The organism is Microbispora sp. NPDC004025, assembly GCF_053604425.1.
The window spans coordinates 12874-38423 of the sequence record NZ_JBSGHN010000029.1; the positions used below are offsets into that span (position 1 = coordinate 12874).

Genomic DNA, 25550 nt, shown 5'->3' on the forward strand with positions numbered 1-25550 from the left:
AAACCCACATTACCTACATAGAATTAGGGCTGTGAGCTTCCGAGCCACCAGCGGACGGCCGCGGCGGCCGTCGGCGGGGGCACCTGGTGCCCGCCGCGGAACTCCTCGTACGTCACCTCGTAACCGCTCTCCCTCAGCTCGGGGACGAGCCGCCTGCTGCACCGGTCGATCGGCAGCACCCGGTCGGAGGCGCCGTGCGAGACGAAGATCCGGGGACGGCCGTGCCGGATCATCGGTGCCATGAACCCCGGGGAGAACGCGAGCACCGCCTGGAACAGGTCGCCGTTGGCCAGCCCCAGCGACAGCGCGTAGGAGGCGCCGTCGGAGAAGCCGGCCACGGCCACCGCGCCGACGTCGACGGCCACCCGGGAGAACGCCTCCTCCAGCGCGGCGTCGATCCTGGAGACGTCCGCGCCGTACCCGCCGACGATGACGTCCCAGGTGGAGGAGACGGCCTGCGGCGCGAGCAGCAGCACGCCGAGGTCCCCGGCCTGGGGAAGCAGCCACTCCAGCGCCTGCTCCGCGGTGCCGCCCGCGCCGTGCAGCACGACGGCGAGCGGGGACGGCCCGGACGCCGCGGCGGGCGGCACGGAGAACAGGGCGCGCCCGCCCAGGCGGTGCACCCCCGGCTCGGGAGGGGACGCCGCCCGTGCGAGGGCCACCGGGCGGGCGGACAACCGGCCGTGCCGCACGCCCTCCTCGGGTCCCGGATGGGGCCGGCTCCGCTCCGGTGTGGCCATCGGCCTCACCTCCCGCCCACGGGTCTACCCCTCCTGCCCGCGGGTCACCGCGATGCGGCCCGGCTTCAGGCGCGGGCGGCGGTGATCACCTCGGCGACCAGGGCCGGCGAGGTGACCTTGCGGACGTACTCGGGCTGGCGCAGCTCACCGCCCATGAAGGGGTACGGGTTGCGGTGGACGGCCGGGCTGGGCTCGTCCACGAGGGCGGCGAAGTGGATCTCCCGTGCCCCGGTCGCCTCGACCACCCGGCTCACGTTGCGCGGGGTGATGCCGCCGCCGGGCATGACGACGAGCCCGTCGCCGGCCCGCCGGACGAGGTCGGCGATCAGCGGCGCGCCCTCCAGCGCGGAGCTGTCCTGGCCGGAGGTGAGCACCCGGTCGACCCCCAGTCCCGCCAGCGTCTCCAGCGCGGCGAACGGGTCGGCCGTCATGTCGAAGGCCCGGTGGAAGGTGACCGACAGCCCTCCGGCCGCCTCGATCAGGCGCTTGGACACCTCGGTGTCCACCTCGCCCGCCGGGGTGAGCGCCCCGATCACGACCCCCTGCGCCCCGGCCTCGCGCACCGCCGCCACGTCGCGGACCATGGCCGCCACCTCGTGCTCGTCGTAGACGAAGTCGCCGCCGCGGGGCCGGATGATCACGTGGACCCGGATCGTCGAGACCGCCGCCAGCGTGGCCTCGACCGTGCCGAGGGTGGGCGTCAGGCCGCCCTCGAACAACGCGGCGCACAACTCCACGCGGTGGGCGCCCGCGCGCTCGGCGGCCAGCGCCCCGGCCGTGCTGTCGATGCAGATCTCGTACGTCAGGCTCATGCTCTCCCCCATCGAACGTCTTCAGAAAACAGCGCTGATCTCGCCGACCGGGACTCCCCCGCCCAGCACCGGAACGGTCGTGAACTCGGCCGCCGCCGAGACGTCCGCGCCCGCGGCCCGCAGCGCGGCGAGCGCGACGGCGGTGGTCGCCCGGGGGCCGCCGTCGATCGCCTTGACGGCCGCCGCGTGCCCGGAGGCGAGCGCCACGACCAGCACTCCCTCGGCGCCGCCCTTCACCACGGCGCCGGGCAGCGCCCGCATCAGCCGGGTGTTCACGTGGCCGGTCCCGCCGACGTACTCGGGGTGGGCCCGCATGGCGTCGGCGACCGCGCGCGGCGGCGTCCCCGGCGCGGACACGGCCATGGCGCGTACGGCGCGGGCCAGGCCCGTCAGTGAGATCCCGAACAGCGGCGCGCCGCATCCGTCGACGGCGACGTGGGCGGCCTTCTCCCCCGACAGATCCTCCACCACCCACCTGACCCGGTCCTGCACGAAGTGGCCGGGGTCGAGATAGCCGGCGGTGGGCGCGCCCGCGGCGACGGCGGCGGCGAGCATCGCGGCGTGCTTGCCCGAGCAGTTCATCCGCTCACGCGACGGCCCGAGGCCCGCCCTGACCAGGGCCTGCCGGGCGGCCTCGTCCTCCGGCCAGTCGGCCGGGCAGCGCAGATCGCCGAAGCCGAGCCCGGCGTCACCGAGGATCTCGGCCACGAGCCGCACATGGAAGTCCTCGCCCGTGTGGCTGCCCGCGGCGATCGCGAGCGCGGGGCCCTGCAGGTGGGCCCCGGCGAGCAGGCAGGCGAGGGCCTGGAACGGCTTGGCCGACGAGCGGGGCAGCACCGGCGCGTGCACCGGGCCGCGTGCGACGGCGACCTCGCCGCCGGCCGAGAGCGCGACCGCGCTGCCGTAGTGGACGCTCTCCACGAAACCGGAGCGCACGACCTCCGCGAGCGGGGCGTATTCAGCGAGGGACACGAGCGATCTTCCTCCTGCGCGGGCCGCCCCTGCCCGCGACGGAGCGGTCGAGGGAACGGGCGAGCGCGGACAGCGACGCGTTGACCACGAGGTAGACCAGCGCGACGACGATGTACGTCTGGATGAGCAGGCCGTTGTAGTTGGCCAGGACCTTGCCGCTGTAGAGCAGTTCGGCGTAGCTGACGACGAAGCCCAGAGAGGTGTCCTTCAGCAGGCCCACCGACTGGCTGACGATCGACGGCAGCACCCGCCGGGCCGCCTGCGGCAGCACGACCAGCCGCATCGACTGCCCGTGGGTGAGCCCGAGGGCGAGGGCGGCCTCCCCCTGCCCCCGCTCGACGGACAGGATCCCAGCCCGGAAGATCTCGGCGAACGCCGCCGCGTTGGACACGGCCAGCGGCGCCACGAGCTTCCAGAACAGCGGGAGGTCCAGGCCGTACCTCGGCAGCGCGAACAGCACGAGGTAGACCAGCAGCAGCGCCGGGATCGTCCGCACGGCCTCGACGTACGCGGCGGCGGGCAGGCGGACGGCGCGGCGCCGCGACAGCCGTCCGAGCGCGAGGGCGATTCCGCCCGCCATCGCGATCGCGGCGGACACGACGGCGGCCAGCGCGGTGGACCACAGCCCGCCGAGCAGGTAGCGCCACATGGGCCAGGTCGCGTACGGCTGCCAGCGCTCGGCGGCGAGCTGCCCGTTGGCGGCGAACTGGCGCACGGCCAGGGCCACCAGGGCGAGCAGCACCAGCACGCCCGCGACGGTGGCGAGGCGGATGCGGCGGCGGGCGCGCGGGCCCGGCTCGTCGAACAGCAGGTTGCTCACCGCGTCACCGCCAGCCGCCGTTCGAGCCGCCCGGTGACGAACCCGGCGCAGGCGGCGATCGCGGCGTACGCGAGGCCGGCCCCGACGAAGATCGGGATGGGCTGCGCCTCCAGCAGGTTCACCCGGTTGGCCGCGGCGGTCAGCTCGACCACGCCCACGGCCGCCGCGAGCGAGGTGTTCATCGTGAGCGCGATGAAGATGTTGCCGATCGGCTGCACGACCGTGCGCAGCGCCTGCGGCAGCACGACGTGCCGCAGCGACTGGCCGAACGTCAGCCCCAGCGCCCGGGCGGCCTCGCCCTGGCCCGAGGAGATCGCGTTGACCCCCGAGCGGAGGGCCTCGGCGATGTAGGCGCCCTCGTACAGCGCGATCACCACGATGGCGGTGGTGGTCAGGCCGGCCTTGAGCCCGATCTCGGGCAGGCCGAAGACCGCGAGCACGAGCAGCACGAGCAGCGGGAGGTTCTGCAGGGTCTCGACGTAGACGGTCGCGACCGTGCGCAGCACCGGGACCGGCCCGACCCGCATCGCCACGATCACGAGCCCCACGGCCGCGGCGCCGACGAACGACGCCGCGGTCATCTGGAGGGTCACGACCAGCCCCTGCCAGAACTCGGGCAGGTGATCAAGCAGCGCCGACATCAGGAACCCGGCACCGACCCGATCTCGGGCGGCGTGGGGGCCTCGCCCTGCACGACGGTGCCGAGGGAGTTCTTCCAGATGCCCTGCCAGACCCCGTTGGCCTGGATCTTCTTCAGCCAGTCGTTGACGAACGACTTGAACTGGTCGTCGCCGTGCTTGAGGCCGATGCCGTACGGGTCCTCGGTGAACGGCTTGCTCACGACCTGCAGCTCGGGGTCCTTCTTGGCGTCCGCGACGAGGAGCGTCTCATCCTGGACGTAGGCGACGCCGCGGTCCTGCTTGAGCGCCTGGACGCACTCCGGGTCGCCGCCGAACGTGATGATCTTCGCCTGCGGCGCGAGCTTCTTGATCGCGGGGATCGCGGGGGTGTTGGCCCCGGCGATGACGGTCTTGCCGTTCAGGTCCTTCGGCGAGGAGATCCCCGTCGTACCCTTCTTGACCGCGATGGACAGGCCGGAGGAGTAGTACGGCCCGGCGAAGGCGACCTGCTCGGCCCGCTCCGGGGTGATCGTGTAGGTCTGGAAGACCACGTCCACGGTGCCGTTGCTCAGCAGCGCCTCGCGGGTCTCGGACGCCGAGTTGACGATCTTCACCTTCGGCTGCCCGATGATGTACTTGGCCAGGGCCTTGCCGAGGTCGGCGTCGAAGCCCTCCACCTCGCCGGTCGCGGGGTTCTGCTGGGACAGCAGCGGCGCGTCGAGCGAGCCCCCGACGATCAGCTCGCCGCGCTGCTTGATCTTCTCCATCGTCGAGCCGGGCAGGATGTCCGCGGCGGCGGCCACCGGCGCGCCGGCGAGCACGCCGCTCCCGCCGCCCTCGCTCGGGGCCGCGCCCGGCACGGCGGAGCTCGCCGAGTCCGTCCCGGCACAGGCCGTCAGGCCGGCCATCGCCACGGCGGCGACAGCGGCCACCCGCTTAATGGACACCATCGGGGTCCACCATCCTTTGCGATCAGTGCGTGAGTACCTTGGCCAGGAAGTCCCTGGCCCGATCGGTGCGGGGCGAGTCGAAGAAGGCGTTCGGCTCTCCCGTCTCGACGATCCGGCCGCCGTCCATGAACACCACGCGGTCGGCCGCGCGGCGCGCGAAGCCCATCTCGTGGGTGACGACGACCATGGTCATGCCGTCGGCGGCCAGGCCCGTCATCACGTCGAGGACCTCGCCGACCATCTCCGGGTCGAGCGCCGAGGTGGGCTCGTCGAAGAGCATGACCTTGGGCCGCATGGCGAGCGCGCGGGCGATGGCGGCACGCTGCTGCTGGCCGCCCGACAGCCGCGCGGGCTGCTTGCCGGCCTGCTCCGCGATGCCGACCCGGGCCAGCAGCTCGTGGGCGGTCCGCTCGGCCTCGGCGCGGCTCACGCCGCGCACCTTCGTCGGCGCGAGCATCACGTTCTCCAGCACGGTCTTGTGCTGGAAGAGGTTGAAGTTCTGGAAGACCATCCCCACGTCGGCCCGTAGCCGGGCCAGCGCGCGGCCCTCCTCGGGCACGGGGACGCCGTCGACGAGGATCTCGCCCGAGTCCGCCGCCTCCAGCCGGTTGAGGCACCGGCACAGCGTCGACTTGCCGGACCCGGAGGGGCCGATCACCACCACGACTTCGCCGCGCGCCACGTCGAGATCGACGTCGTGCAGCACGTGGTGCTCACCGAACCACTTGTTGAGGCCTCGTACCCGAATCATCGCCAACTTCCTTCGAAATCGAAGATAGGCCGGACCGTAATGGATGATTCTGGGCGAAGTCAACGCGATGGCGCTTAAAGTCAAGACGTGGTATTCCTTCCTCCATGCCAGGCAAAGAGAGGTTGCCGGTGCGGGGGGCGCAGGGCGACCTCCTGCGCCTCGTCGCCGCGGGCCACGCCGAATCGCGGGCCGAGCTCGCCCGCCTGTCCGGCCTGGCGGCCTCCAGCGTCTCGCTGCGCGTCGAGGAACTGATCGGCAGCGGGTTGCTGGTGGAGGAGGGCGCGGGCACCTCGCGCGGCGGCCGGCGACCCCGGCGGCTGCGGCTCAGCCCCAGCGCGGGACTGCTCGCGGTCGCCGACCTCGGCGCGCACCACGCGCGGCTCGGCCTCCTCGACCTCAGCGGCACCCCGCTGGTGGTCGAGGAGCGCCCCTGCGACATCCAGGAGGGACCCGAGGCGACCATCGACTGGATGGCCGCCGCGTTCGAGGACCTGCTGGCCGCGCACGGCCCGCCCGGGGTCCCGCTCCGCGGCGTCGGCACCGGCGTCCCCGGGCCCGTCGACCCGGCGACCGGCCGGGTCGTCGCGCCCTCGCGCATGCCCGGCTGGAACAACTTCCCCGTCGCGGAGCGCCTCGCCGCCCACTTCGACCTGCCGGTGCTGGTGGAGAACGACGCCAACCTGATGGCGGCCGGGGAGGCCAGGGCGTGGCCCAAGTGCGAGACGCTGATGGTGCTCAAGGCCGGCAGCGGCATCGGCTGCGGCGTGATCGTGAACGGCGCGCTGCACCGGGGGCGCGGCGCGGCCGGGGACATCAGCCACGTGCGGGTCAGGAGCGACTCGTCGGTCACCTGCTCCTGCGGTCACGACGACTGCCTGGAAGCCTACGCCAGCGGCGCGGCCCTCATGGGCGTGCTGGGCGAGCAGGGCATCGAGGTACGCCGGCCCGCCGACGTCGTCGCGCTGGTCGAGAACGGGGTGCCCGAGGCCACCGCCCTCGTGCGCAACGCCGGGCGGCTCATCGGCGAGGTGCTCACCGTGCTGGTCAACTTCATCAATCCCGACGCCATCGTGGTCGGGGGCAGCCTGTCGCCGGCCGAGCCGCTGATCGCCTCGATCCGCGCGGCGGTGTACGAGCGGTGCCTGCCGCTGGCCACCCGCGACCTGGAGATCTCCCCCACCCGGTCGGGCCCCGACGCCGCCCTGCTCGGCGCCGGATCCCTGCTGCTCGACGCCGTGCTCGCCTGAAGAACCGAAGGGATGCCCCGCACGTGACCCGGTACTGCCTCTTCGACCTCGACGGCACGCTGACCGATCCCGAGGCCGGCATCGTCGCCTCGATGCGGCACGCCCTGTCCGCGGCCGGGGTCGCGGAGGTGGAGCACGCGCGGCTCCGCGCCATGATCGGCCCTCCGCTCCAGGACGGTTTCCTCCGGCTCGGCGTGCCGCGGGACAGGGTCGCCGACGCGGTCCACGCGTACCGCGAGCGCTACACCGCGGGCGGCATGTACGAGAACGAGGTCATCGCGGGCATCCCCGCCGTGCTGGAGGCCCTCGTCGCCGGCGGCCGGACCCTGGCCGTGGCGACGTCGAAGCCGGCCGTCTACGCCGAGAAGATCCTGGTCCACTTCGGGCTCGACGGCTTCTTCTCGTACGTGGCCGGGGCGACGCTGGACGGGTCCCGGCGGCACAAGGCGGACGTCATCCGCCACGCGCTCGACGTCCTCGGCGCGACGCCCGAGGCGGCCGTCATGATCGGTGACCGCGGAGAGGACGTCGCCGGCGCGGCCGAGTGCGGCGTGCGATGCGTCGCGGTGACATGGGGGTTCGGCGACGCGGCCGAGTTCGCCGCCCCCGGCGTCGTCGCCGTGGTGGACACCCCCGCGCGCCTTCTCGAGGTGCTCACGCGGACCGGCCGGCGTCAGCCGGGAAATGGTGTCGAATTCCGGTGACCGGCCCTCTACCGTGGACGCCGTGACCACTCAGGTGATCGTGCTCAACGGCGGGTCCAGCGCGGGCAAATCCGAGATCGTGCGGCACCTGCAGGCCGTCCTGCCGCGGCCGTGGCTCGCGTTCGGGGTCGACTCGCTCATCGAGGCGATGCCCCGGTCCTTGCGGGGCACGGATGCGGGAGTCGAGTTCGCCCCCGACGGCGGGGTGGACGTCGGGCCGGAGTTCATGGCGCTCCAGGCGGCGTGGATGGAGGGGATCGCGGCGATGGTCCGTGCCGGAGCCCCAGTGATCATCGATGACGTGTTCCTCGGCGCGGCGTGGACCCAGCGACGCTGGCAGCGCGTTCTCGGCGGGCTGGACGTCCTGTGGGTCGGCGTCAGGTGTGACAGCGCGGTCGCCGCCGAGCGTGAGAGGGCCCGCGGGGACCGGGTCCCGGGGATGGCCGCGACGCAGGCGAAGATGGTTCACGAGGGTGTGGTCTACGACCTGGAAGTGGACACCACGCACACCGCGTCACTGACGTGCGCGAACATCATCGCTGCTCGTGTGACGCCGTAGGCGTGGGGGTGGCCCGGGCACGCGCCGGGCCACCGAGCGCTACGCCGGTTCCTTGGCGTCGGCGGCCTGCCATGCGGTCGGCGTTCCCGAGGCCTTCGCGATCACCACTTCGACGCCGGTGCCCGCGAACATCTCGCTCAGCGGCCGGCGCTCGAGGTCCTGGCCGGTCGCCGGCTGATGCAAGCGGACGCTCAGAAGGCTTCGAACAGGGGTTGTCCATGATCGGGGGCCGCCGCCCAGCGCGTGGTCGCCCGTTCGAGCTTGTCGGGGTTGATCTGGCTGCGCAACGCGGCGATGCCCTCGGCGGTGACCTCCAGGCACACGACGCCGACGACCCGGCCGTCGACGACGGCCACGAGGGCGGGCTCGCCGTTGGCGGTCCAGGTGTACACCTCGGGGCTTCCTCCGACCAGGGCGCGCTTGGCGGCGGCGGGTTTGAGCAGACCCCACACGAACTTCGCGACCGCGACGGCGCCCTCGAACGCCTTGGCCCGGGCCGGGACCTTCCCGCCGCCGTCGCCGACCGCGACGGCGTCCTGCGTGAGCAGGCGCACGAGCGACTCGATCCGGCCGTTCCTGGCGGCCGTCAGGAACTCCTCGACGATCCGCCGGGCGGCGGCCCCGTCGATCTCGGCGCGGGCCCTGCCGTCCGCGACGTGCTTCTTGGCGCGATGGAAGATCTGCTGGCAGGCGGCCTCGGTGATGTCGAGGATCTCGGCGATCTCCCGGTGGGGGTAGTCGAAGGCCTCCCGCAGCACGTACACCGCCCGCTCGTTCGGCGACAGGCGCTCCATCAGGGTGAGCACCGCGTACGAGACCGATTCGCGCTGCTCGGCGGTGTCGGCCGGGCCGAGCATCGGGTCCCCGGCGAGCAGAGGCTCGGGGAGCCATTGGCCCACGTAGGTCTCGCGGCGTGCCCGGGCGGAGGTGAGCTGGTTGAGGCACAGGTTGGTGAGGACCTTCGTCAGCCACGCCTCGGGGATCTCGACGCGGTCGGCGTCGACCGCCTGCCAGCGCAGGAACGTCTCCTGCACGGCGTCCTCCGCCTCCCCGGCGGAGCCCAGCAGGCGGTAGGCGATGGCCTCCAGGCGCGGCCTGGAGGCTTCGAACCGGTCGACGTCGCGCGCGGTCAAGGTCATGACCCGATCCTAGATCCCGGTCCTCACACGACCACCCCGGCAGGTCCGCCGGCGTGGAAGGCGAACCGTGATTCAGGCCACGTTCCGCGCCCGGGCCGCCGCCGCGAGGCGTACCGCGTTGGCCGCGGCGTCGTCCCACTCGCGCTGAGCCGCCAGGTCGGCCTCCACGCCCGAACGGTAGGCGTCGACCTCCGCGCGCGTCCGGTCCTCGTCCCAGCCGAGAGCGGGCGCGATCAGCGCGGCGACCTCGGGGGCCGCCGCGAGCCCGTGGTCCCGCTCCTCGATGAAGACCCGGGTGCGGCGGACCAGGACGTCCTCCAGGTGCAGCGCGCCCTCGTGCGTGACCGCGTACACCGCCTCGGCCTTGAGGTAGCCCTCCGCCCCCGGGATCGGCTCGCCCAGGCCGGGGTCGGCCTCGATCAGCGCGAGCACCTCCTCGACGCAGGAGCCGTACCGGCCGAGCAGGTGCTCGACGCGCGCGACGGGCAGCCCGGCGCGCCCCGCAAGGCGGCGGCGGTTGTTGCGCAGCGCCTCGAACCCGGCGGCCCCGAGGACGGGGACGCGCTCGGTGACCGACCCGGGCACGTCCTGGTCGAGCCCGGCCACGGCGACGTCGACGGCGTCCTCGGCCATCACGCGATAGGTGGTGTACTTCCCGCCCGCGACGATGACCAGGCCGGGCTCGGGCCGGATGACCGCGTGTTCCCTGGAGAGCTTGACGGTTTCCGACCCCGCGCCCTCTTTCCCGGGGCCGCCGAGCAGCGGGCGCAGGCCCGCGTAGACGCCCTCGATGTCGCCGAGGGTGAGCGGCGTCCGCAGCACGGCGTTGACGTGCTCCAGGATGTAGTCGATGTCGGCCCGGGTGGGGGCCGGCTCGACCTTGTCGAGGTCCCAGGGGGTGTCGGTGGTGCCCACGATCCAGTGCGGACCCCAGGGGATGACGAACAGCACGCTCTTCTCGGTGCGCAGGATCAGCCCGGTGTCGAGCCGGATCTTCTCCCTGGGCACGACGAGGTGCACGCCCTTGGACGCCTGGACGGTCACCGACCCCCGCGAGCCCGGCGACGCCCCCGCGAGCCGCTGGATCTCGTCGGTCCACACGCCGGTGGCGTTGATCACCTGGCGGGCCCTGACCCGCAGCTCCGCGCCGCCCTCCAGGTCGCGCACCACCGCGCCGGTGACGCGCCTGCCGTCGCGCAGGAAACCGGTGACCTCGGTGCGGGTGGTGACGCAGGCGCCGTACTGCATGGCCGTGCGGGCCACCGTCATCGTGAAACGGGCGTCGTCGACCTGGGCGTCGTAGTACTGGATGGCCCCGACGAGCGCGTCGCCGCGCAGGCCGGGGGCCGCGCGCAGGGCCCGGCTGTGACTGAGCTGGCGGTGGCGCGGCAGCGCGCGGGCGCCGCCGAGCGTGTCGTAAAGCAGCACGCCCGCGCCGACGTAACCGCGCTCCCACACGCGGTGACGCAGCGGGAACAGGAACGGCACCGGGCGGACCAGGTGCGGAGCCAGCCGGGTCACCAGCAGGCCCCGTTCCCTGAGCGCCTCCCGGACCAGCCGGAAGTCGAGCTGCTCCAGGTAGCGCAGCCCGCCGTGGATCAGCTTGCTCGACCGGCTCGAGGTGCCGGCCGCGAGGTCACGGGCCTCCACCAGCGCGACGGACAGGCCTCGCGAGACCGCGTCGAGCGCGACGCCGGCGCCGACCACCCCGCCGCCGACGACCAGGACGTCGAACTCGTCCTCGGCCAGCCTCCGCAGCGCCGCCTCCCGAGCGCGGGGACCCATGGGTACAGACATATCGGTGTTGACTCCCTCGTTGTTCAGGCGGATCAGTCGACGTCGACCCAGTCGAGCGTCCGCTGGACGGCCTTACGCCATCCGGCGTAGCCGCGCTCGCGCCGCTCGTCGCTCCAGGTGGGCTCCCAGCGGCGGTCCTCGTGCCAGTTCCGCTTGAGGTCGTCGGTGGACTTCCAGAAGCCGACGGCGAGCCCGGCGGCGTACGCGGCGCCGAGCGCGGTGGTCTCGGCGACCACCGGGCGCGACACCGGGACGCCGAGGATGTCGGCCTGGAGCTGCATGCACAGCTCGTTGGCCGTCACTCCGCCGTCCACCCTCAGCACGTCGAGGACGACGCCGGAGTCCTGCTCCATCGCGCCGACCACGTCCTTGGTCTGGTAGCAGATCGACTCGAGCGTGGCCCGGGCCAGGTGGGCGTTGGTGTTGTAGCGGGACAGGCCGACGATGGCCCCCCGAGCGTCGGAGCGCCAGTAGGGCGCGAACAGGCCGGAGAAGGCGGGCACGAAGTAGACGCCGCCGTTGTCCTCGACCTGCCGGGCGAGCGCCTCGCTCTGCGACGCCCCCGAGATGATGCCGAGCTGGTCGCGCAGCCACTGCACGGCCGAGCCGGTGACCGCGATCGACCCCTCCAGGGCGTACACGGGCTTGGCCGAGCCGAACTGGTAGCAGACCGTGGTGAGCAGTCCGTGCCGGGAGCGTACGAGCTCGGTGCCGGTGTTGAGCAGCAGGAAGTTGCCGGTGCCGTAGGTGTTCTTGGCCGTGCCGGGCTCGAAGCACACCTGGCCGACGGTCGCGGCCTGCTGGTCGCCGAGGTCGCCCGACAGCGGCACCTCCCCGCCGAGCGGGCCACCCGGGCGCGTCACGCCGTACAGGTCGGGGTTGGAGGAGGGCCGGATCTCGGGGAGCATCTGGCGGGGGACGCCGAAGAACGACAGCAGCTCGTCGTCCCAGTCGAGCGTCTCCAGGTTCATCAGCATCGTGCGGCTGGCGTTGGTGGGGTCGGTGACGTGGACGCCGCCGTCGACGCCGCCCGTCAGGTGCCACAGCAGCCAGGTGTCGGTGTTGCCGAAGATCGCGTCACCGCGCTCGGCGGCCTCGCGGACGCCGGGGACGTTCTCCAGGATCCACTGGATCTTGCCGCCGGAGAAGTAGGTGGCGGGCGGCAGGCCGGCCTTGCGCCGGATCACCTCGCCCTTGCCCTCCCGTTCCAGGGCGGAGGCGATGCGGTCGGTGCGGGTGTCCTGCCACACGATGGCGTTGTAGTAGGGCCGGCCGGTGCGCCGGTCCCAGACGACCGCGGTCTCGCGCTGGTTGGTGATGCCGAGCGCCGCGAGGTCGGAGGCCTGCAGGCCCGCGGTCCGCATCGCGGTCTCGACGACCGCCCGAGTGCGCTCCCAGATCTCGGTCGGGTTGTGCTCGACCCAGCCCGCCTGCGGCAGGATCTGCTGGTGTTCCAGCTGGTGGCGGGCGACCTCGTTGCCGCCGTGGTCGAAGATCATGAAGCGGGTGCTGGTCGTCCCCTGGTCGACCGCGCCGACGTAGTCTGCCATTCTCGTTACGCCTCTCGTCTCGTATGAGCTCGGGTGAGCCGGGCGTTCCCGGCCTCGGCCTGGGGGTGATCAGCCCGCCTGCGCGGCGGGCTCCGGCGTACGGCCGGGCTCGGGCGCGTCCGTACGCGGCAGGAAACGGGCGACCAGGATCTGGTAGAGCCCGGCGCCGACGACGCCGCCGACCAGCGGGCCGATGATCGGCACCCAGAAGTAGAGCCCACCGTACTGGTCGCGGAACGCCGAGCCGTACCCCGTGAAGAACGAGGCGAGGCGCGGGCCGAAGTCGCGTGCGGGGTTGATGGCGTAGCCGGCGTCGGTCCCCCACGCCATGCCGATCGCGACCACGAGCAGGCCGACGATGACCGGCGCGAGGTTGGCGAGCGGTGCCGAGTTGCGCTCGTCGGAGATCGCGAGGATCAGGAACAGCAGGATCGCCGTGCCGATGATCTGGTCGCGCAGCGCCCCCCACTGGGTGACCGGCAGCGTGCCGTTGCCGGGGAGGGTGGAGAAGACCCCCTGCGTCTTGATCGTGTGCCCGGGGTCCACCTTGGCCAGGACCTCGGCGTAGTTCCAGCGGACGAGCAGCGCCGCCACGAAGGCGCCCGCGGTCTGCGCCAGCGCGTACGGCAGGACCTTGCGCCAGGAGAAGCCCTTGAAGACGGCGAGGGCGACCGTGACGGCCGGGTTGAGGTGGGCGCCGCTGATCCGGGCGGCCGTGTAGACGCCGAGGGTCACGCCCAGGCCCCACGCCCAGGCGATGCTGTCGTGGTCGCCGATGCCGCCGGCCACGACCTGCGCCACGACGCCGACGCCGAACAGGATGAGGATCGCCGTGCCCGCGAACTCGGCCGCCAGCTCGCCCAGGAGCCGCGGGCCACTTCGCCCTTCCGCCATCTGTCTCCTCCTTGACCACGCCCGTCACTTCTCCGAAGTGCTCGCTGTGAACACCGCCGGTTGTCCGGACGCTAAACGGCCCCCAAGGGAGCGTCAACGAAAGATCGTCGGCATTGTCGAACACTGGTCACATTCGTGCCGCCGTACTACGCTCCCCCGGCATGACGCGAAAAATCACAACTCGCGCAGGCCCGTCCGGCGGCGCACGACGCGTCGAGCGCGTCCGGCGGGATGTCGGCAGTGTCGAACACCTGCCGACGCGGCTAGGATCCGGGGCGTGCCAGGTCCGGTCCAGTCCATCGAGCGCGCCGCCGCGATCCTGCGGCTGCTCGCCCAGGGATCGGGGCGGCTCGGCCTCACCGAGATCGCGAACTCCCTGGGGCTGGCCCGCGGCACGGCGCACGGCATCCTGCGCACCCTCCAGCTCGTCGGCTTCGTCGAACAGGACGAGGCGACCGGCAAGTACCAGCTCGGCGCCGCGCTGCTGCATCTGGGCACCAGCTACCTCGACGTGAACGAGCTCCGCTCGCGGGCGATCAACTGGGCCGACGCCCTGGCCGCGCGCAGCGGCGAGGCGGTGCGGATCGGCACCCACCTCCAGGGCAAGGTCCTGGTGGTCCACCACGTCTTCCGGCCCGACGACAGCCTGCAGACGCTCGACGTCGGCATGCTGCTGCCCATGCACGCCACGGCGATCGGCAAGGTACTGCTCGCCTACGACGCCAACGCGGCCGCCGCCCTCCAGGACGCGGTGCGGGGCGGGGAACTGGAGCAGTTCACCCGCCGCACCGTGCGTACGCAGAGGGAGATGTCCCGCGTGCTCGCGGCCGTGCGCGAGCACGGCTGGGCGTCCGACGCCGACGAGACAGGCATGGGCGAGGCCGGGGTGGCGGCCCCGATCCGGGGGTACGGAGGACTCGTGGTGGGCGCGATGGGCATCTCCGGCGCCACCGAGCGGATCTGCGACTCCGGCGGGCGTCCCCGTCCCGAGCTGGTGGGTTATGTGCGCGACGCGGCGCGGGCCGTCTCCCGCGACCTCGGCGCCTCCCGCTGGTGACCCTCCCCACCCCACACGCATCCGCCCCTTAAGGCAGGCCGCCGTGACCCAGCGCTATGTCATGTCCATCGACCAGGGCACCACCTCGACCCGGTGCATCCTCTTCGACCAGCGCGGCCGGCTGGTCTCGGTGACGCAGCGGGAGCACAAGCAGCGCTTCCCGCGCCCTGGCTGGGTGGAGCACGACCCCGTCGAGATCTGGCGCAACCTGGAGCGGATCGGTCCGGAGGCGCTCGCCCAGGCGGGCATCGGGCCCGGCGAGGTCGCCGCCGTCGGCATCGCCAACCAGCGGGAGACGACGGTGCTGTGGGACCGGCGCACCGGCGCGCCCGTCACCCCCGCGGTCGTCTGGCAGGACACCCGGACCGGCGCCCTGGTCGACGAGCTGTCCCGCCGCCCCGACGCGCATGTGGTGCGCGAGCGCTGCGGCCTGCCCCTGGCCACGTACTTCTCCGCCCCCACGGTCCGCTGGCTGCTGGACCACACCGACGGGCTGCGCCAGCGCGCGGAACGCGGCGAGGTCCTGTTCGGCACGATGGAGAGCTGGCTCATCTGGAACCTCACCGGCGGCCCGGACGGCGGCGTCCACGTCACCGACGTCACCAACGCCAGCCGCACGCTGCTGATGAACCTGCGCGACCTCGACTGGGACCCGGTCCTGCTCGATTTCTTCGGCATCCCCCGGGCGATGCTGCCGCGGATCCGCCCGTCTAGCGAGATCTACGGCGTGGCCCGGCGGGTGCTGCCCGGCGTGCGGATCTCGGCCGCGCTCGGCGACCAGCAGGCCGCGCTGTTCGGGCAGACCTGCTTCCACCGCGGCGAGGCCAAGTGCACCTACGGCACGGGCGCGTTCCTGCTTCTCAACACCGGAACCGAGCCGGTCGCCTCCGCCCACGGCCTGCTCACCACGGTCGGCTACCGGATCGGCGACCAGCCCGCCGTGTACGCCCTGGAGGGCTCCATCGCGGTCACCGGCGCCCTCGTGCAGTGGTTCAGGGACGGGCTCGGGCTCATCGGGACCGCCCCGGAGATCGAGACCCTGGCCCGCACGGTCGACGACAACGGCGGCTGCTACATCGTCCCGGCGTTCTCCGGGCTGTTCGCGCCCCACTGGCGCAGCGAGGCCCGCGGCGTCATCGTCGGGCTCACCTCGTACATCACCAAGGGCCACCTCGCCCGCGCCGTGCTGGAGGCCACGGGCTGGCAGACCCGCGAGGTGGTGGACGCGATGAACGCCGACGCGGGCATCGCGCTCACCACCCTCAAGGTCGACGGCGGCATGACGTCGGACAACCTGCTCATGCAGTTCATCGCCGACGTGCTGGACGTGCCGGTGGTCCGGCCCATGGTCGCGGAGACCGTCTCCCTCGGCGCCGCGTACGCCGCCGGGCTGGCCGTCGGCTACTGGCCCGACCTGGAGGGTCTGCGGCGCAACTGGCACCGCGCCGCCCAGTGGACGCCGGCGATGGACCCCGGACGGCGCGAGGACGAGTACGACAACTGGCGGCGGGCGGTCGAGCGCGCCCTCGGCTGGATCAAGCCCTCCGCCGGCTGATCACGACGTGGGGCCGATGTCGGGCTCGGGCTCGGGCATCGCCGACTCCTCGCCGGTCGCCGGCGGCGTCTCGGCGGCCGGCGTCTCGATGTCGGCCGCACCGCCGATCATCTCCTCCAGCCCCCCGTCGTCCGGCTCGGGCGTCAGCGGCTCGGGCGAGGTGCCCCTCGCGTCGTACGCTCCGGATCTGTCCGCCACCACGTCCGCGTCTCCTCCCACGTGTCCTGTCCGCTGTCCGCCGGTCCCCCCGGCCTGCGGATCGCGCATGACCGCTCACCTGCCCCCGTCGTACGGCCTTCATTCATCCTCGCAGGGGCCCCTCACGCGTACGCGCCGCCCCGGGCTCTTGTGCTCGATTCAGTGACCAAATAGTGTGATCCGGTCAAACAATCGGGGAAGGGCACATGACGAGAGCAGGACGGCCGCCACAGGATCCGGCACGCCAGATGGAGCGGGCGCACCGCATCCTCGACGCCGCCGCCGAGCTGATCGGCCGCTGGGGCTACGACAAGACGACGATCGACGATGTCGCCAGGCAGGCCGGGGTCGCGAAGGGCACGATCTACCTGCACTGGAGGACGCGCGACGCCCTCTTCGCCGCACTGCTGCGCCGGGAGCGGGTGCACATGCTCGAAGAGGTGCGCCGGAGCCGCCCCGCCACCCCGCGCGAGCTGTTCGCCGGGATCGCCGCCGGCCTGCTGCGCCGGCCGCTGCTCAAGGCGGCGCTCGTCGGCGACTCGGAGGTGCTCGGCAAGCTCGTCAGGCAGAAGCGGCAGGGCCCCGGCGCGATGAACATGGGCGAGGCGTTCGACGCCTACTATGCCGCGCTGACCGCGGCGGGCGCGGCCAGAGACCTGTCGGGCTACCACGTCCTGGTGATCGGCTCGATCATGTACGGGTTCCTCACCGTGCCGTGGCTCCTCCCCGGAGGGCCCCCGCCCGAGGAGCGGCTCGCCGAGCTGCTCGCCGACATGATCGAGCGCGCCACCGGTACCGGACGCGCGTTGCCCGAGGACGCGACGCGTGCCGTCGGACAGGCCACCCTCGGCTATCTCGACACGATCGAGGACGTCGCCCGGCGGAAGCTGGCGGACTCCCTGAGCTTTTCGAGGAGCGTGTGACATGAGGGCTGTCATCCCGCTGGACGACCCCGCCGCCGACCTCGCCGCCGTGGGCGGCAAGGGCGCGTCTCTGGCCACGCTCGCCAGGGCGGGGCTGCCCGTGCCCGGCGGCTTCCACATCACCACCGAGGCCTATCGGGCCTTCGTGGCGGACTTCCGTGAGGAGACACTGGCCGCCGCCGCGTCGGGCGACGCCGAGCGGATCGCGACCCTGTTCGCCGGGCGCCAGGTGCCCGAGCCGATCGCCGCGGAGATCCGCGCCGCCCACGCGGCGCTGGGCGGCGACGTCGCGGTGGCCGTGCGGTCGTCCGCCACCGCGGAGGACCTCCCCGGCATGTCGTTCGCCGGGCAGCAGGACACCTTCCTGAACGTCACGGCCGACGGGCTGCTCGACGCGGTGAAGCGCTGCTGGGCCTCCCTCTGGAACGCCCGCGCGATCGCCTACCGGGACAGGAACGGCGTGCCGCACGACGACGTCGCCCTGGCCGTCGTGGTCCAGGAACTGGTGGACGCCGACGCGGCGGGCGTCATGTTCACGGCCGATCCCGTCACGGGCGCCCGCGGCGCGACGGTGATCAACGCGTCGTGGGGCCTGGGCGAGGCCGTGGTCGGCGGCCAGGTCACCCCCGACGTCGTCGTCGCGGGCGGCGCGGTCGTCGAGGAGCGGGCCGGGGACAAGACGGTCATGACCGTCCGCGTGCCCGGCGGCACCCGCGAGGAGCCGGTGCCCGAGGACATGCGCCGGATCCCCGTGCTCACCGGGACGCAGGCCCTCGCGCTCGCCGATCTGGGCGCGCGCGTCCAGGCGCTCTACGGCACGCCGATGGACGTGGAGTGGGTCCGGCACGCCGGTGCGTTCGCCGTCGTCCAAGCCCGCCCGATCACCGCCTCCGGGCCGCGGGTGGAGGAGTGGAACGACAGTCTCAAGGGCGACTACCTGTGGACGTCCGGCAACCTCGGTGAGGCCATCCCCGACGTCATGACGCCCATCACCTGGTCGTTCGTCCGCCTGTTCATCAACGAGGCCATGTCGGCCTCCGCGCTGCCCGGCTTCGACCTGATCGGCAACATCGGCGGCCGGTTCTACATGAACCTGAGCATCGCCGTCTCCGTCGCCCGGGCGCTGGGCATGGGGAGCAGGCTCGGCGCGATCGAGCAGGTCTTCGGCAGGCTTCCGCCGGGCCTGGACGTGCCGCCGCTCGGGATGTCCCGGTGGCGGATCATCACGACGGTGCTGCCCATGGCCGTACGCATCCGGCGCAGGGTCAGGGCGAACCTCAAAGACATGCGGCCATTCCTGTCCACCTCCCGGGAGCGGTGCGAGGAGCTGCGCGCCGCGATCCGGTCCACCTCGTCGGCGCCGGAACTGGCCGACCTGTGGTCGCGGTCCGTCGAGCCGCATTTCGTCACGGCCTGCCGCATGCTCGAGGCCGCGGGCCGGCAGGACGGCAGCTCGCTCGTCCTCACCCGCGACAGGCTGCGCAAGACGGTGGGCGAGGCCGACGCGGAGGCCATCTTGACGGGCGCGGCCGGCGAGGGCGAGCTGGCCAGCCTCGGCCTGATCACGGGGCTGAGCCGGCTGGCCTCGGGCGAGATCACCAGGGAGACCTTCGCCCGGCTCTACGGCCACCGCGGCCCGCACGAGTTCGAGGTGTCCGTCCCGCGTCCCGGGGAGGACCCCGCCTGGATCGACGCCCAGCTCGCGGGGCTGCGGGACATACGGGCCGGCGCGGACGGCCTGCTGGCCCGGCAGCGCGAAGCGAGGGAGGAGGCGTGGGCGCGGCTCGCCCGGCGCCACCCCCGCCGCGAGGCCGGGATGCGGGCCAGGGTCGCGCGCTGGGCCGGGGTGGTGCGTGACCGCGAGGCCACCCGATCGGAGGTCGTCCGCGCGTTCTGGGTGCTGCGGGCCTTCGTCCTGCGGGCCGGGGAGCTGACCGGCCACGGCGACGACCTGTTCCACCTCTACCTGGACGAGCTGCTCGCCGTGCTCCGCGGCGACGCCACCCCGCTGGAACGGGTGCCCGTCCGGCGGGCGACGTACGAGATGTACGCGGCGCTCCCGCCGTATCCGACGCTCATCGTGGGCCGGTTCGACCCGGTCCGCTGGGCGGCCGACCCCGGCAGACGCGCCGACATCTACGATGCCCGAGGCGCCGTCCCCCCGGCCGAGGACGCCGTGACCGGCTTCCCCGGCGCGCCCGGCGTGGTCGAGGGGATCGCCAGGGTGATCGCCCGGCCCGAGGACGGCGATCGGCTCCAGCCCGGCGAGATCCTGGTCACCACGCTCACCAACGTGGGCTGGACGCCGCTGTTCCCGCGCGCGGCGGCCGTGGTCACCGACGTCGGGGCGCCGCTGTCGCATGCCTCCATCGTCGCCCGCGAACTGGGCATCCCCGCCGTGGTGGGCACCGGCAACGCCACCACTCGGGTGCGCGACGGGGACAAGATCAGAGTCGACGGCGCCCGCGGCACGGTGGAACTGCTCGGCGAGTGACGGCTCGCCCCGGGTCCTCGGAAAGGTGTGGCCGTCCGCCGCTCACGAGACCGGGCCGATGCCGATGGCGGTGCCGGCCGGCCCTCATGCGTACGGCCCGGCCTCCCGCGGGTAGACGACAGGTCATCCGGAGCGGCGAGGAGTGGGCGGGATGGACAGGCGGCGGCGTTACCTGGTCGACCGGGACCTGGAGGATGCGGCGGCGGACCTGCTGGCGCACGATCCCCGCCTGCGCGGCCTGGACGTCCGGGTCCGCTTCGACGGCGGGGTGGCGCACGTCGAGGGCGACGTGCGGGCCGCCGCCGACCTCGCCGTGCTGCGCGAGCGCCTCGGCCGCCTGGCGGGAGTGCTGGCGGTGTGGGACAGGGTGCGGGTCGCGGGCGTCATGCCCCGGGTCGTCGACCTCGGCTGCGGGGACACCAAGCAACACCGTGACAATCTCGGCGTCGACCTCCGGCCCGGACCGGCCGTCGACGTGCTGGCCGACCTGGCTCGCGGGGTGCCGCTGGCGGACGGGTCGGTGGACCAGGTCTTCGTGGTGCACGTGCTGGAGCACCTGGCCGACTATCTGCCCCTGCTGCGCGAGTGCCACCGCGTGCTGCGGCCCGGCGGCGTGCTGCACGTCCTCGCGCCCTGGTGGCGGCACGTCAACGCGGTGGCCGACCCCACGCACGTCCGGCTGATCGACGTGCAGACGTTCAAGCACCTGTGCCGCCCCGACGACGCGGGCCGGTGCTGGTATCCGCTGCTGGTCACGCGCGACGAGTCCACGGTCTTCGCGGACCTGGTCCCGGCGAAGGGCGGCCGGGAGCCCGCCGGAGAGCGACGGCTGGCCCGCTTCTTCGACTGACCGAGCGGGCGCCGGTTCGTGAGCGGCTGACGCCGAGTCGCCGAGTCCGGCCGCCCGTGAAGTAATTCCTTGCCCAAGATGTTCTCCCGACAAGGCCCGCGCCCCGAGTTGGGCGGCATCGTGGGTAAGTGGTGTGGGATCACGGGGGTGGGCAGATGGAGCAGGGTGTCCCCGATTCCCGGGACCAGGGGTTGCTGCGCGCGCTGACCGGGATGTTGGAGGCCAGCCATCTGGTGGCGTTCGAGGACATACCCTCGCTGATCAGCCGGTACGAGCGCGAGGCGGGCTTCGAGGAGATCGGCGTCTACGTGGCCGACCTGCAGCAGAGCGTGCTGCGCCGGTTGTGCGGCCATGGCGAGGACGCCGCCCAGCCGGAGGAGCTGAAGATCGACACCACGCTCGCCGGGCGTGCCCTGCAGGAGGTGCGCGTGCTGCGGGCCGGCCCGGAGGGCGACGTGCCGGGCCAGTGGTGGGTGCCCATGCTGGACGGCACCGAGCGTATCGGCGTGCTCCACATGACCCCCATGTGGGCGGACGACGGGCTCGAGGAGCGCATGCGGCACGTGGCGTCCCTCCTCGCGCTGATCGTCGTGAGCAAGCGCTCCTTCAGCGACTGTCACGCGCGCCTGGTCCGGAGCCGCCCGATGAACGTGGCGGCGGAGATGCAGTGGAACCTGATGCCGCCGCTGACGTTCGCCACGCCGGAGGTGACGATCGGCGCCGTGCTCGAACCGGCGTACGAGATCGGCGGCGACGCCTTCGACTACTCCACCTTCGGCTCACTCGCACACGTCGGGGTCTTCGACGCGATGGGCCACGACGTGTCGGCCGGGCTGACCGCCAACCTGGCCGTGGCCGCCTGCCGCAACCACCGCCGGCAGGACATGGACCTGGTGCGCAACAGCGAGGCGATCGAGAGGGTTCTGATCGACGAGTTCGGCCGTGGCGACCGCTTCGTGACCGGGGTCATCGGCGACCTCGACCTCGAGACCGGCGTGTTCACCTGGGTCAACCGCGGCCACCACGCGCCGGTGCTGATCCGCCACGGCCGCTGGACGTCCACCCTGAACTGCCCGCCCGCCCACCCGATGGGGCTCGACCTCGGCCTGCCCGTCACGCTCTGCCGCGAGCAGTTGGAGCCCGGCGACCGGATCCTCCTCTACACCGACGGCATCACCGAGATGCGCAGCCCCGACAGCGGCGAGTTCGGCCTGGGCCGGTTCGTCGAGTTCATGATCAAGCAGAACGCCGCCGGGCTGCCGGTGCCCGAGACGCTGCGCCGCCTCATCCGGACCGTGCTGGAGTATCACGACAACCGCCTGCACGACGACGCCACCGTGCTGCTCGTCGAGTGGCACGGCAACGCGCACGAGAAGCTCAGCCCTTGACCCGTCCCTGGAACGCCGCCTGTCGCGACCGCCGCCCGCACGGGCTCAGAACCGGTAGCGGAGAACGCGTGCCCCTTGCCGGGACAAGGCCGTGCTGCGGGCGGTGAGACGGGTCAGCGCGCGCAGGGGTTGCGGGAACCGGGCTACTTCCGGTGCGCGGGTGAGGATCTGCTCCTCGATCAGTTCGAGGCCGGCGTCCCAGGACTCCGGTTCGTGCGGGTCGTCGAACCCCTGGGCGGCTTTGATGCCGAGTGCCTTGATGGTCGGGTGGTACTTCATGGCCCAGGCCGCGAAGCGGGTGTAGCCGTTGAGCGCGAGCTCGCCCGAAGGGAAATGGCCGGTCAGCGCGCGGGTCATCGCCTGGAAGGAGTCGCCGGGCATGAAGGGCAGCAGCCCCTCGGCGACGATCATCGCCGGCCGGTCGCCGGGGATGGCTGTCAGCCAGTCGGAGCCGGTGAGGTCGGCTCCGACCAGGTGGGAACGGCCGGGCAGACATTCGGCCCGCAGGTGCACCACTTCCGGGAAGTCGATGTCGTACCAGTCGACGCCGGACGGGGGATCACAACGGAACATCCTGGTGTCCAGGCCGCAGCCCAGGTCGAGCACCACGCATCCGGGATGAGCGGCGATGTAGGCGCGGACGACGCCGTCGAGCTTCTTGGCACGCAGTGCCGTGGTGAGGACGAGGCTGGGCTTGACCTTCAGCTTGCCGAAGTCGTAATCGATGGTGCCGGCCAGGTCGGCGGAGAGCCGATCACCGAGGATCGGGCTGGGCTGCCCGGCGTCCAGGGCTCTGGCGTGGAGAGTGAGCAGCAGCGTTTCCTGGATCAGCCCGAGTTCGGGTTGCCGGCGGTGCATGGGGATTCCTTAACGGCGTAGCGGATGACGGGCCGCGAGGTTCTGCAGCCACGTCAGGGAGTCGTGGGCGGCCTTGATGCGCTCGGTGCGGCGCCCCTCGCCGCCCACGATGTCGAGCCCTTCGTCGGCGATCTCGCCGAACGCGCTCAGGCTTTCGAGCTTGCGCTGGATGACCTTCTGCCAGGCGTCGTCTTCGATGCGGTAGTAGGAGGTGCGATCCCCTGGCCTTCTCACCTTCTTGACCAGGCCGATGGCCGTGAGGAAGCGCATGTTCGAGGTGAGCGAGGCTCGGCTGGCCTGGATGACCTCCGCGATCTGGCCGGCGGACTGCTCGGCCGGATCACAGATCATGAGCCAGCCGAGGATGCGTCCGGTGATGGGCGGCAGCCCCCACTCCTCGACGCAGAAGGCTGCCACCCGTTCCACCCAGCGGAGCAGCCGGTCCTGCTGTTCCTCAGTGCTCATCGTCGCGCCCTCCGTTGTCGATCGTGTGGCGGTTCACTGTGTCATGGCGGCCACCGACTCGTAGGTGGGTGCCGGGGTGATGTCCGCGAGCCTGGTCCTGCGCAGGTGAAGATCGAACCAGTCGATCGCGAGCGCCATCGCCTCCTCCAGGCCCGGGCCGGTGTAGAGGCCGAGCACGTCATAGGGCAGCACCGCGAGCCGCTTGGGCTCGCCCGCCTTGGCGAAGGCGCTTTGCGCCTCCTCGAGCATGTGGTACGGGTCCCAGCCGCCGTTGGCGATCATCAGCAGCGGCGTCGGGGCAAGCCGGTGGATGAGGTTCTCCGGCGCGAAGGTGAGCAGGTGCTCGGCCGAGTCGAGGGTCTTCTCGTTGCGGTAGGTGGGAAACAGGCGGGTCGACATGTCCGGGGTGTCCTTCACGCTGTCGCCCTCCAGCGTCAGGTGCGGCACGCGCGCGCTCTGCCCGCCTTCGTAGCGCCGCTGCCAGTCCTGCTGCAGTCGGTCGCGCAGGGCGTGGACACCGGCGCGGCCGAGGAGGCGTTCCATGTACCGCCATCCGTTCCACACGCTGGGGCTCTGCACGACGACGCACTTGATGCGCCGATCGAGCACGGCGGCCTGGGCCGCCACCGATCCGCCGATGCTCACCCCCCACACCCCGATCCGCTCCGGCTGCACTTCGGGACGGGTCTGCAGGTAGGACACGGCGCTGCGGAAGTCCTCCACCTGCCGCTCCGGGTAGTCCAGGCCGCGCGGCTCTCCTTCGCTCGAGCCGACCGTGCGGTAGTCGATGGCCAGCACCGCGAAGCCGGCCTTGACGAAGTACGGCGCGAAGAACGCCAGCGCCTCTTTGACCATCACCCCGCTGTGCCCGAGCACCAGCCCGGGGACCGGATCGCTCGTCTCAGGCAGGTAGAGATCACCCGCGCAGCGGGTGCCGACGCTGCGGAAGGTCACGTGTTCCATGCTTTCCCCCATGCCTGTGTGCTAGTTATTTCAAACATGACTGAAATAACTAGCAATGTCAATCTGAGAGTCTGCACAGGGAAGAGGTCGCGCGCCGCCGTTACGCAGAAGAGCCGCCACAGGAGCCGTTCCCGTGGCGGGCGGCGGCCGTCGGTGAACAGCTCCGCCGCGTCGGCGTGGTTCCAAGGGCGGCGCGATCGAGTACGTGCGCCGGGCCACCGCCACTGCCCGCTTGCCGCCCCGCCCGCTCTCCGGCCGCATCACCGGGCCGGTGTTCCCGGCGCACCTGACGCGGCCCACCCCGGCCTGAAGGGCTGCGGTGTGGCGGGGCGTTGCCGGAGGGAACCTCCGGTGCGGGCTGTGCCGCACCGGAGGCGTCCGGATGTGACCTATCTGTTCCAGGCCCACTTCTGGTTGGTGCCGCCGTGGCAGGAATACAGCTGGATCTTGGTGCCGTTGCCGGTGCCGGCGCCGACGGCGTCGAGGCACAGCCCGGACTGGACGCCCTGGATGCTGCCGTCGGAGTTGACGCGCCACTTCTGGTTGTCGCCGCCCCAGCAGCTGTAGATCTGCACCTTGGCGCCGTTGCCGGTGCCGGCCGCGTCCAGGCACTTGTTGCCGTACACCCGGATTTCACCGGCGGAGGTGGAGCTCCAGGTCTGGTTGGTCTGGCCGTTGCAGTCCCACAGCTGCACCTGGGTGCCGTCGGCGGTGCTCGCGCCGGTCACGTCCAGGCAGCGGCCGGAGGCCGTCCCCTTGATCGGCCCGCTACCGCCGCCGGAGGTGGGGGTCACGGTCGGACTGGGTGACGGGCTACCAGGGGACGGGCTGGGGGACGACGGTGTGCTGCCGTCGAGGCCGAGGAAGGAGATGGCGTAGGCGATCTGGCCGTTCATCGGCAGCTGGTGGCCGACGCCGGAGATGCTGATGCCTTCGACGGTGGCCTGGGTGCCCGTGTTGCCGTAGCGGGTGCGCGTCCACGACGACTGCGGATGGTCGGTGAAGGACGGGGTCTGGCTCAGCCCGTTCAGGTTGGTCCACTGCTTGATCTCCTCGCCGAAATTGGGGTAGGCGAGGGTGGTGTCGGTGGTGCCGTGCCACAGCTGCATACGGGGGTAGCGGCCGGTGTAGCCGGGGTACATGGCCCGCGCCTGGTCGCCCCACTGCTGGGCGGTCTTGATGAGCTGCCCGCCGGAGCACTGGCTGTTCCACAGTGAGCCGTTGGTGGTGGCGAAGCATCCGGC

Annotated in this window: 26 protein-coding genes; 9 read left to right on the plus strand and 17 right to left on the minus strand. The window is 72.3% G+C overall.

The window, feature by feature from the left end; all coding sequences use genetic code 11:
• Window positions 1–23: 23 nt before the first annotated feature.
• The 7 genes from ACWEQG_RS38405 to ACWEQG_RS38435 all read right to left on the minus strand — a co-directional run bounded on the left by ACWEQG_RS38405 (window position 24) and on the right by ACWEQG_RS38435 (window position 5665).
• On the minus strand, window positions 24–740 hold the full coding sequence (locus ACWEQG_RS38405) for an alpha/beta hydrolase (RefSeq protein ID WP_452292484.1): 717 nt from the start codon (window positions 738–740) through the stop codon (window positions 24–26).
• A gap of 65 nt (window positions 741–805) precedes the next feature.
• Window positions 806–1552, minus strand: coding sequence for a copper homeostasis protein CutC (locus tag ACWEQG_RS38410; protein WP_452292486.1), 747 nt, complete (start codon window positions 1550–1552; stop codon window positions 806–808).
• A 21-nt stretch (window positions 1553–1573) separates the two neighbouring features.
• The gene (locus ACWEQG_RS38415) at window positions 1574–2524 is read right to left on the minus strand and encodes an asparaginase (protein WP_363468088.1); all 951 of its coding nucleotides are present in this window, start codon (window positions 2522–2524) and stop codon (window positions 1574–1576) included.
• Window positions 2511–3344, minus strand: coding sequence for an amino acid ABC transporter permease (locus ACWEQG_RS38420; RefSeq protein WP_452292488.1), 834 nt, complete (start codon window positions 3342–3344; stop codon window positions 2511–2513). The genes ACWEQG_RS38415 and ACWEQG_RS38420 overlap by 14 nt, the downstream gene beginning before the upstream one ends.
• A complete protein-coding gene (locus tag ACWEQG_RS38425; RefSeq protein ID WP_452292490.1) occupies window positions 3341–3985 on the minus strand; it encodes an amino acid ABC transporter permease in 645 nt (214 codons plus the stop codon). The genes ACWEQG_RS38420 and ACWEQG_RS38425 overlap by 4 nt, the downstream gene beginning before the upstream one ends.
• On the minus strand, window positions 3985–4914 hold the full coding sequence (locus tag ACWEQG_RS38430) for a glutamate ABC transporter substrate-binding protein (RefSeq protein ID WP_452292492.1): 930 nt from the start codon (window positions 4912–4914) through the stop codon (window positions 3985–3987). Before ACWEQG_RS38430 ends, ACWEQG_RS38425 begins: the two co-directional genes overlap by 1 nt.
• A gap of 22 nt (window positions 4915–4936) precedes the next feature.
• Window positions 4937–5665 carry an amino acid ABC transporter ATP-binding protein gene (locus tag ACWEQG_RS38435; protein ID WP_363473288.1) on the minus strand — a complete coding sequence of 243 codons (729 nt, stop codon included), beginning with the start codon at window positions 5663–5665 and terminating at the stop codon, window positions 4937–4939.
• Between the two features lie 104 nt (window positions 5666–5769).
• Here ACWEQG_RS38435 and ACWEQG_RS38440 point away from each other — a divergent pair, with 104 nt between their 5' ends.
• The 3 genes from ACWEQG_RS38440 to cpt are packed head-to-tail and all read left to right on the plus strand — an operon-like array spanning window position 5770 to window position 8175.
• Window positions 5770–6912: an ROK family protein gene (locus ACWEQG_RS38440; RefSeq protein ID WP_363473286.1), complete on the plus strand. Its 1143-nt coding sequence runs from the start codon at window positions 5770–5772 to the stop codon at window positions 6910–6912.
• 23 nt (window positions 6913–6935) lie between these two features.
• A complete protein-coding gene (locus ACWEQG_RS38445) occupies window positions 6936–7616 on the plus strand; it encodes an HAD hydrolase-like protein (protein ID WP_452292494.1) in 681 nt (226 codons plus the stop codon).
• A 22-nt stretch (window positions 7617–7638) separates the two neighbouring features.
• Window positions 7639–8175: a chloramphenicol phosphotransferase CPT gene (gene cpt / locus ACWEQG_RS38450; RefSeq protein WP_452292496.1), complete on the plus strand. Its 537-nt coding sequence runs from the start codon at window positions 7639–7641 to the stop codon at window positions 8173–8175.
• Window positions 8176–8214: 39 nt separating this feature from the next.
• Here the strand turns inward: cpt and ACWEQG_RS38455 are convergent, their stop codons facing one another.
• From ACWEQG_RS38455 to ACWEQG_RS38475, 5 genes are all read right to left on the minus strand, one after another.
• On the minus strand, window positions 8215–8358 hold the full coding sequence (locus tag ACWEQG_RS38455; RefSeq protein WP_452292498.1) for a hypothetical protein: 144 nt from the start codon (window positions 8356–8358) through the stop codon (window positions 8215–8217).
• Window positions 8359–8366: 8 nt separating this feature from the next.
• Window positions 8367–9314 carry an RNA polymerase sigma-70 factor gene (locus ACWEQG_RS38460; protein WP_452292500.1) on the minus strand — a complete coding sequence of 316 codons (948 nt, stop codon included), beginning with the start codon at window positions 9312–9314 and terminating at the stop codon, window positions 8367–8369.
• A 72-nt stretch (window positions 9315–9386) separates the two neighbouring features.
• Window positions 9387–11099 carry a glycerol-3-phosphate dehydrogenase/oxidase gene (locus tag ACWEQG_RS38465; protein WP_452292502.1) on the minus strand — a complete coding sequence of 571 codons (1713 nt, stop codon included), beginning with the start codon at window positions 11097–11099 and terminating at the stop codon, window positions 9387–9389.
• Between the two features lie 44 nt (window positions 11100–11143).
• Window positions 11144–12661, minus strand: a complete 1518-nt coding sequence (glpK, locus tag ACWEQG_RS38470; RefSeq protein ID WP_452292504.1) for a glycerol kinase GlpK — start codon at window positions 12659–12661, stop codon at window positions 11144–11146.
• 69 nt (window positions 12662–12730) lie between these two features.
• On the minus strand, window positions 12731–13555 hold the full coding sequence (locus tag ACWEQG_RS38475; RefSeq protein ID WP_452292506.1) for an MIP/aquaporin family protein: 825 nt from the start codon (window positions 13553–13555) through the stop codon (window positions 12731–12733).
• A 277-nt stretch (window positions 13556–13832) separates the two neighbouring features.
• On the opposite strand from ACWEQG_RS38475, the gene ACWEQG_RS38480 reads away from it, so the two are divergent.
• Window positions 13833–14612, plus strand: coding sequence for an IclR family transcriptional regulator (locus tag ACWEQG_RS38480; protein WP_452292508.1), 780 nt, complete (start codon window positions 13833–13835; stop codon window positions 14610–14612).
• Window positions 14613–14655: 43 nt separating this feature from the next.
• Entirely contained in the window at window positions 14656–16167 is a 1512-nt protein-coding gene (glpK, locus tag ACWEQG_RS38485; RefSeq protein WP_452292510.1) for a glycerol kinase GlpK, read from the plus strand.
• Here the strand turns inward: glpK (ACWEQG_RS38485) and ACWEQG_RS38490 are convergent, their stop codons facing one another.
• Window positions 16168–16368 (minus strand): hypothetical protein, encoded by a 201-nt coding sequence (locus ACWEQG_RS38490; protein ID WP_363471414.1) that lies wholly within the window; start codon window positions 16366–16368, stop codon window positions 16168–16170. It lies immediately after the preceding gene.
• A 203-nt stretch (window positions 16369–16571) separates the two neighbouring features.
• Between ACWEQG_RS38490 and ACWEQG_RS38495 the strand changes: the two genes are divergently transcribed.
• The 4 genes from ACWEQG_RS38495 (at window position 16572) to ACWEQG_RS38510 (ending at window position 22020) form a co-directional block, all read left to right on the plus strand.
• Entirely contained in the window at window positions 16572–17288 is a 717-nt protein-coding gene (locus ACWEQG_RS38495) for a TetR/AcrR family transcriptional regulator (RefSeq protein WP_452292512.1), read from the plus strand.
• Window position 17289: 1 nt separating this feature from the next.
• Window positions 17290–19782, plus strand: a complete 2493-nt coding sequence (locus tag ACWEQG_RS38500; RefSeq protein ID WP_452292514.1) for a PEP/pyruvate-binding domain-containing protein — start codon at window positions 17290–17292, stop codon at window positions 19780–19782.
• A 151-nt stretch (window positions 19783–19933) separates the two neighbouring features.
• A complete protein-coding gene (locus ACWEQG_RS38505) occupies window positions 19934–20632 on the plus strand; it encodes a methyltransferase domain-containing protein (protein WP_452292516.1) in 699 nt (232 codons plus the stop codon).
• Window positions 20633–20787: 155 nt separating this feature from the next.
• The gene (locus ACWEQG_RS38510) at window positions 20788–22020 is read left to right on the plus strand and encodes a PP2C family protein-serine/threonine phosphatase (protein ID WP_452292518.1); all 1233 of its coding nucleotides are present in this window, start codon (window positions 20788–20790) and stop codon (window positions 22018–22020) included.
• 45 nt (window positions 22021–22065) lie between these two features.
• Here ACWEQG_RS38510 and ACWEQG_RS38515 read toward each other — a convergent pair whose 3' ends face one another.
• From ACWEQG_RS38515 to ACWEQG_RS38530, 4 genes are all read right to left on the minus strand, one after another.
• Window positions 22066–22878 carry a class I SAM-dependent methyltransferase gene (locus ACWEQG_RS38515; RefSeq protein ID WP_452292520.1) on the minus strand — a complete coding sequence of 271 codons (813 nt, stop codon included), beginning with the start codon at window positions 22876–22878 and terminating at the stop codon, window positions 22066–22068.
• Between the two features lie 9 nt (window positions 22879–22887).
• Window positions 22888–23343 (minus strand): GbsR/MarR family transcriptional regulator, encoded by a 456-nt coding sequence (locus ACWEQG_RS38520; RefSeq protein ID WP_452292522.1) that lies wholly within the window; start codon window positions 23341–23343, stop codon window positions 22888–22890.
• Window positions 23344–23376: 33 nt separating this feature from the next.
• The gene (locus ACWEQG_RS38525; RefSeq protein WP_452292524.1) at window positions 23377–24306 is read right to left on the minus strand and encodes an alpha/beta hydrolase; all 930 of its coding nucleotides are present in this window, start codon (window positions 24304–24306) and stop codon (window positions 23377–23379) included.
• A gap of 389 nt (window positions 24307–24695) precedes the next feature.
• Window positions 24696–25550, minus strand: an 855-nt coding sequence (locus ACWEQG_RS38530; protein ID WP_452292526.1) for a ricin-type beta-trefoil lectin domain protein, incomplete at its 5' end; no start/stop codon positions are given.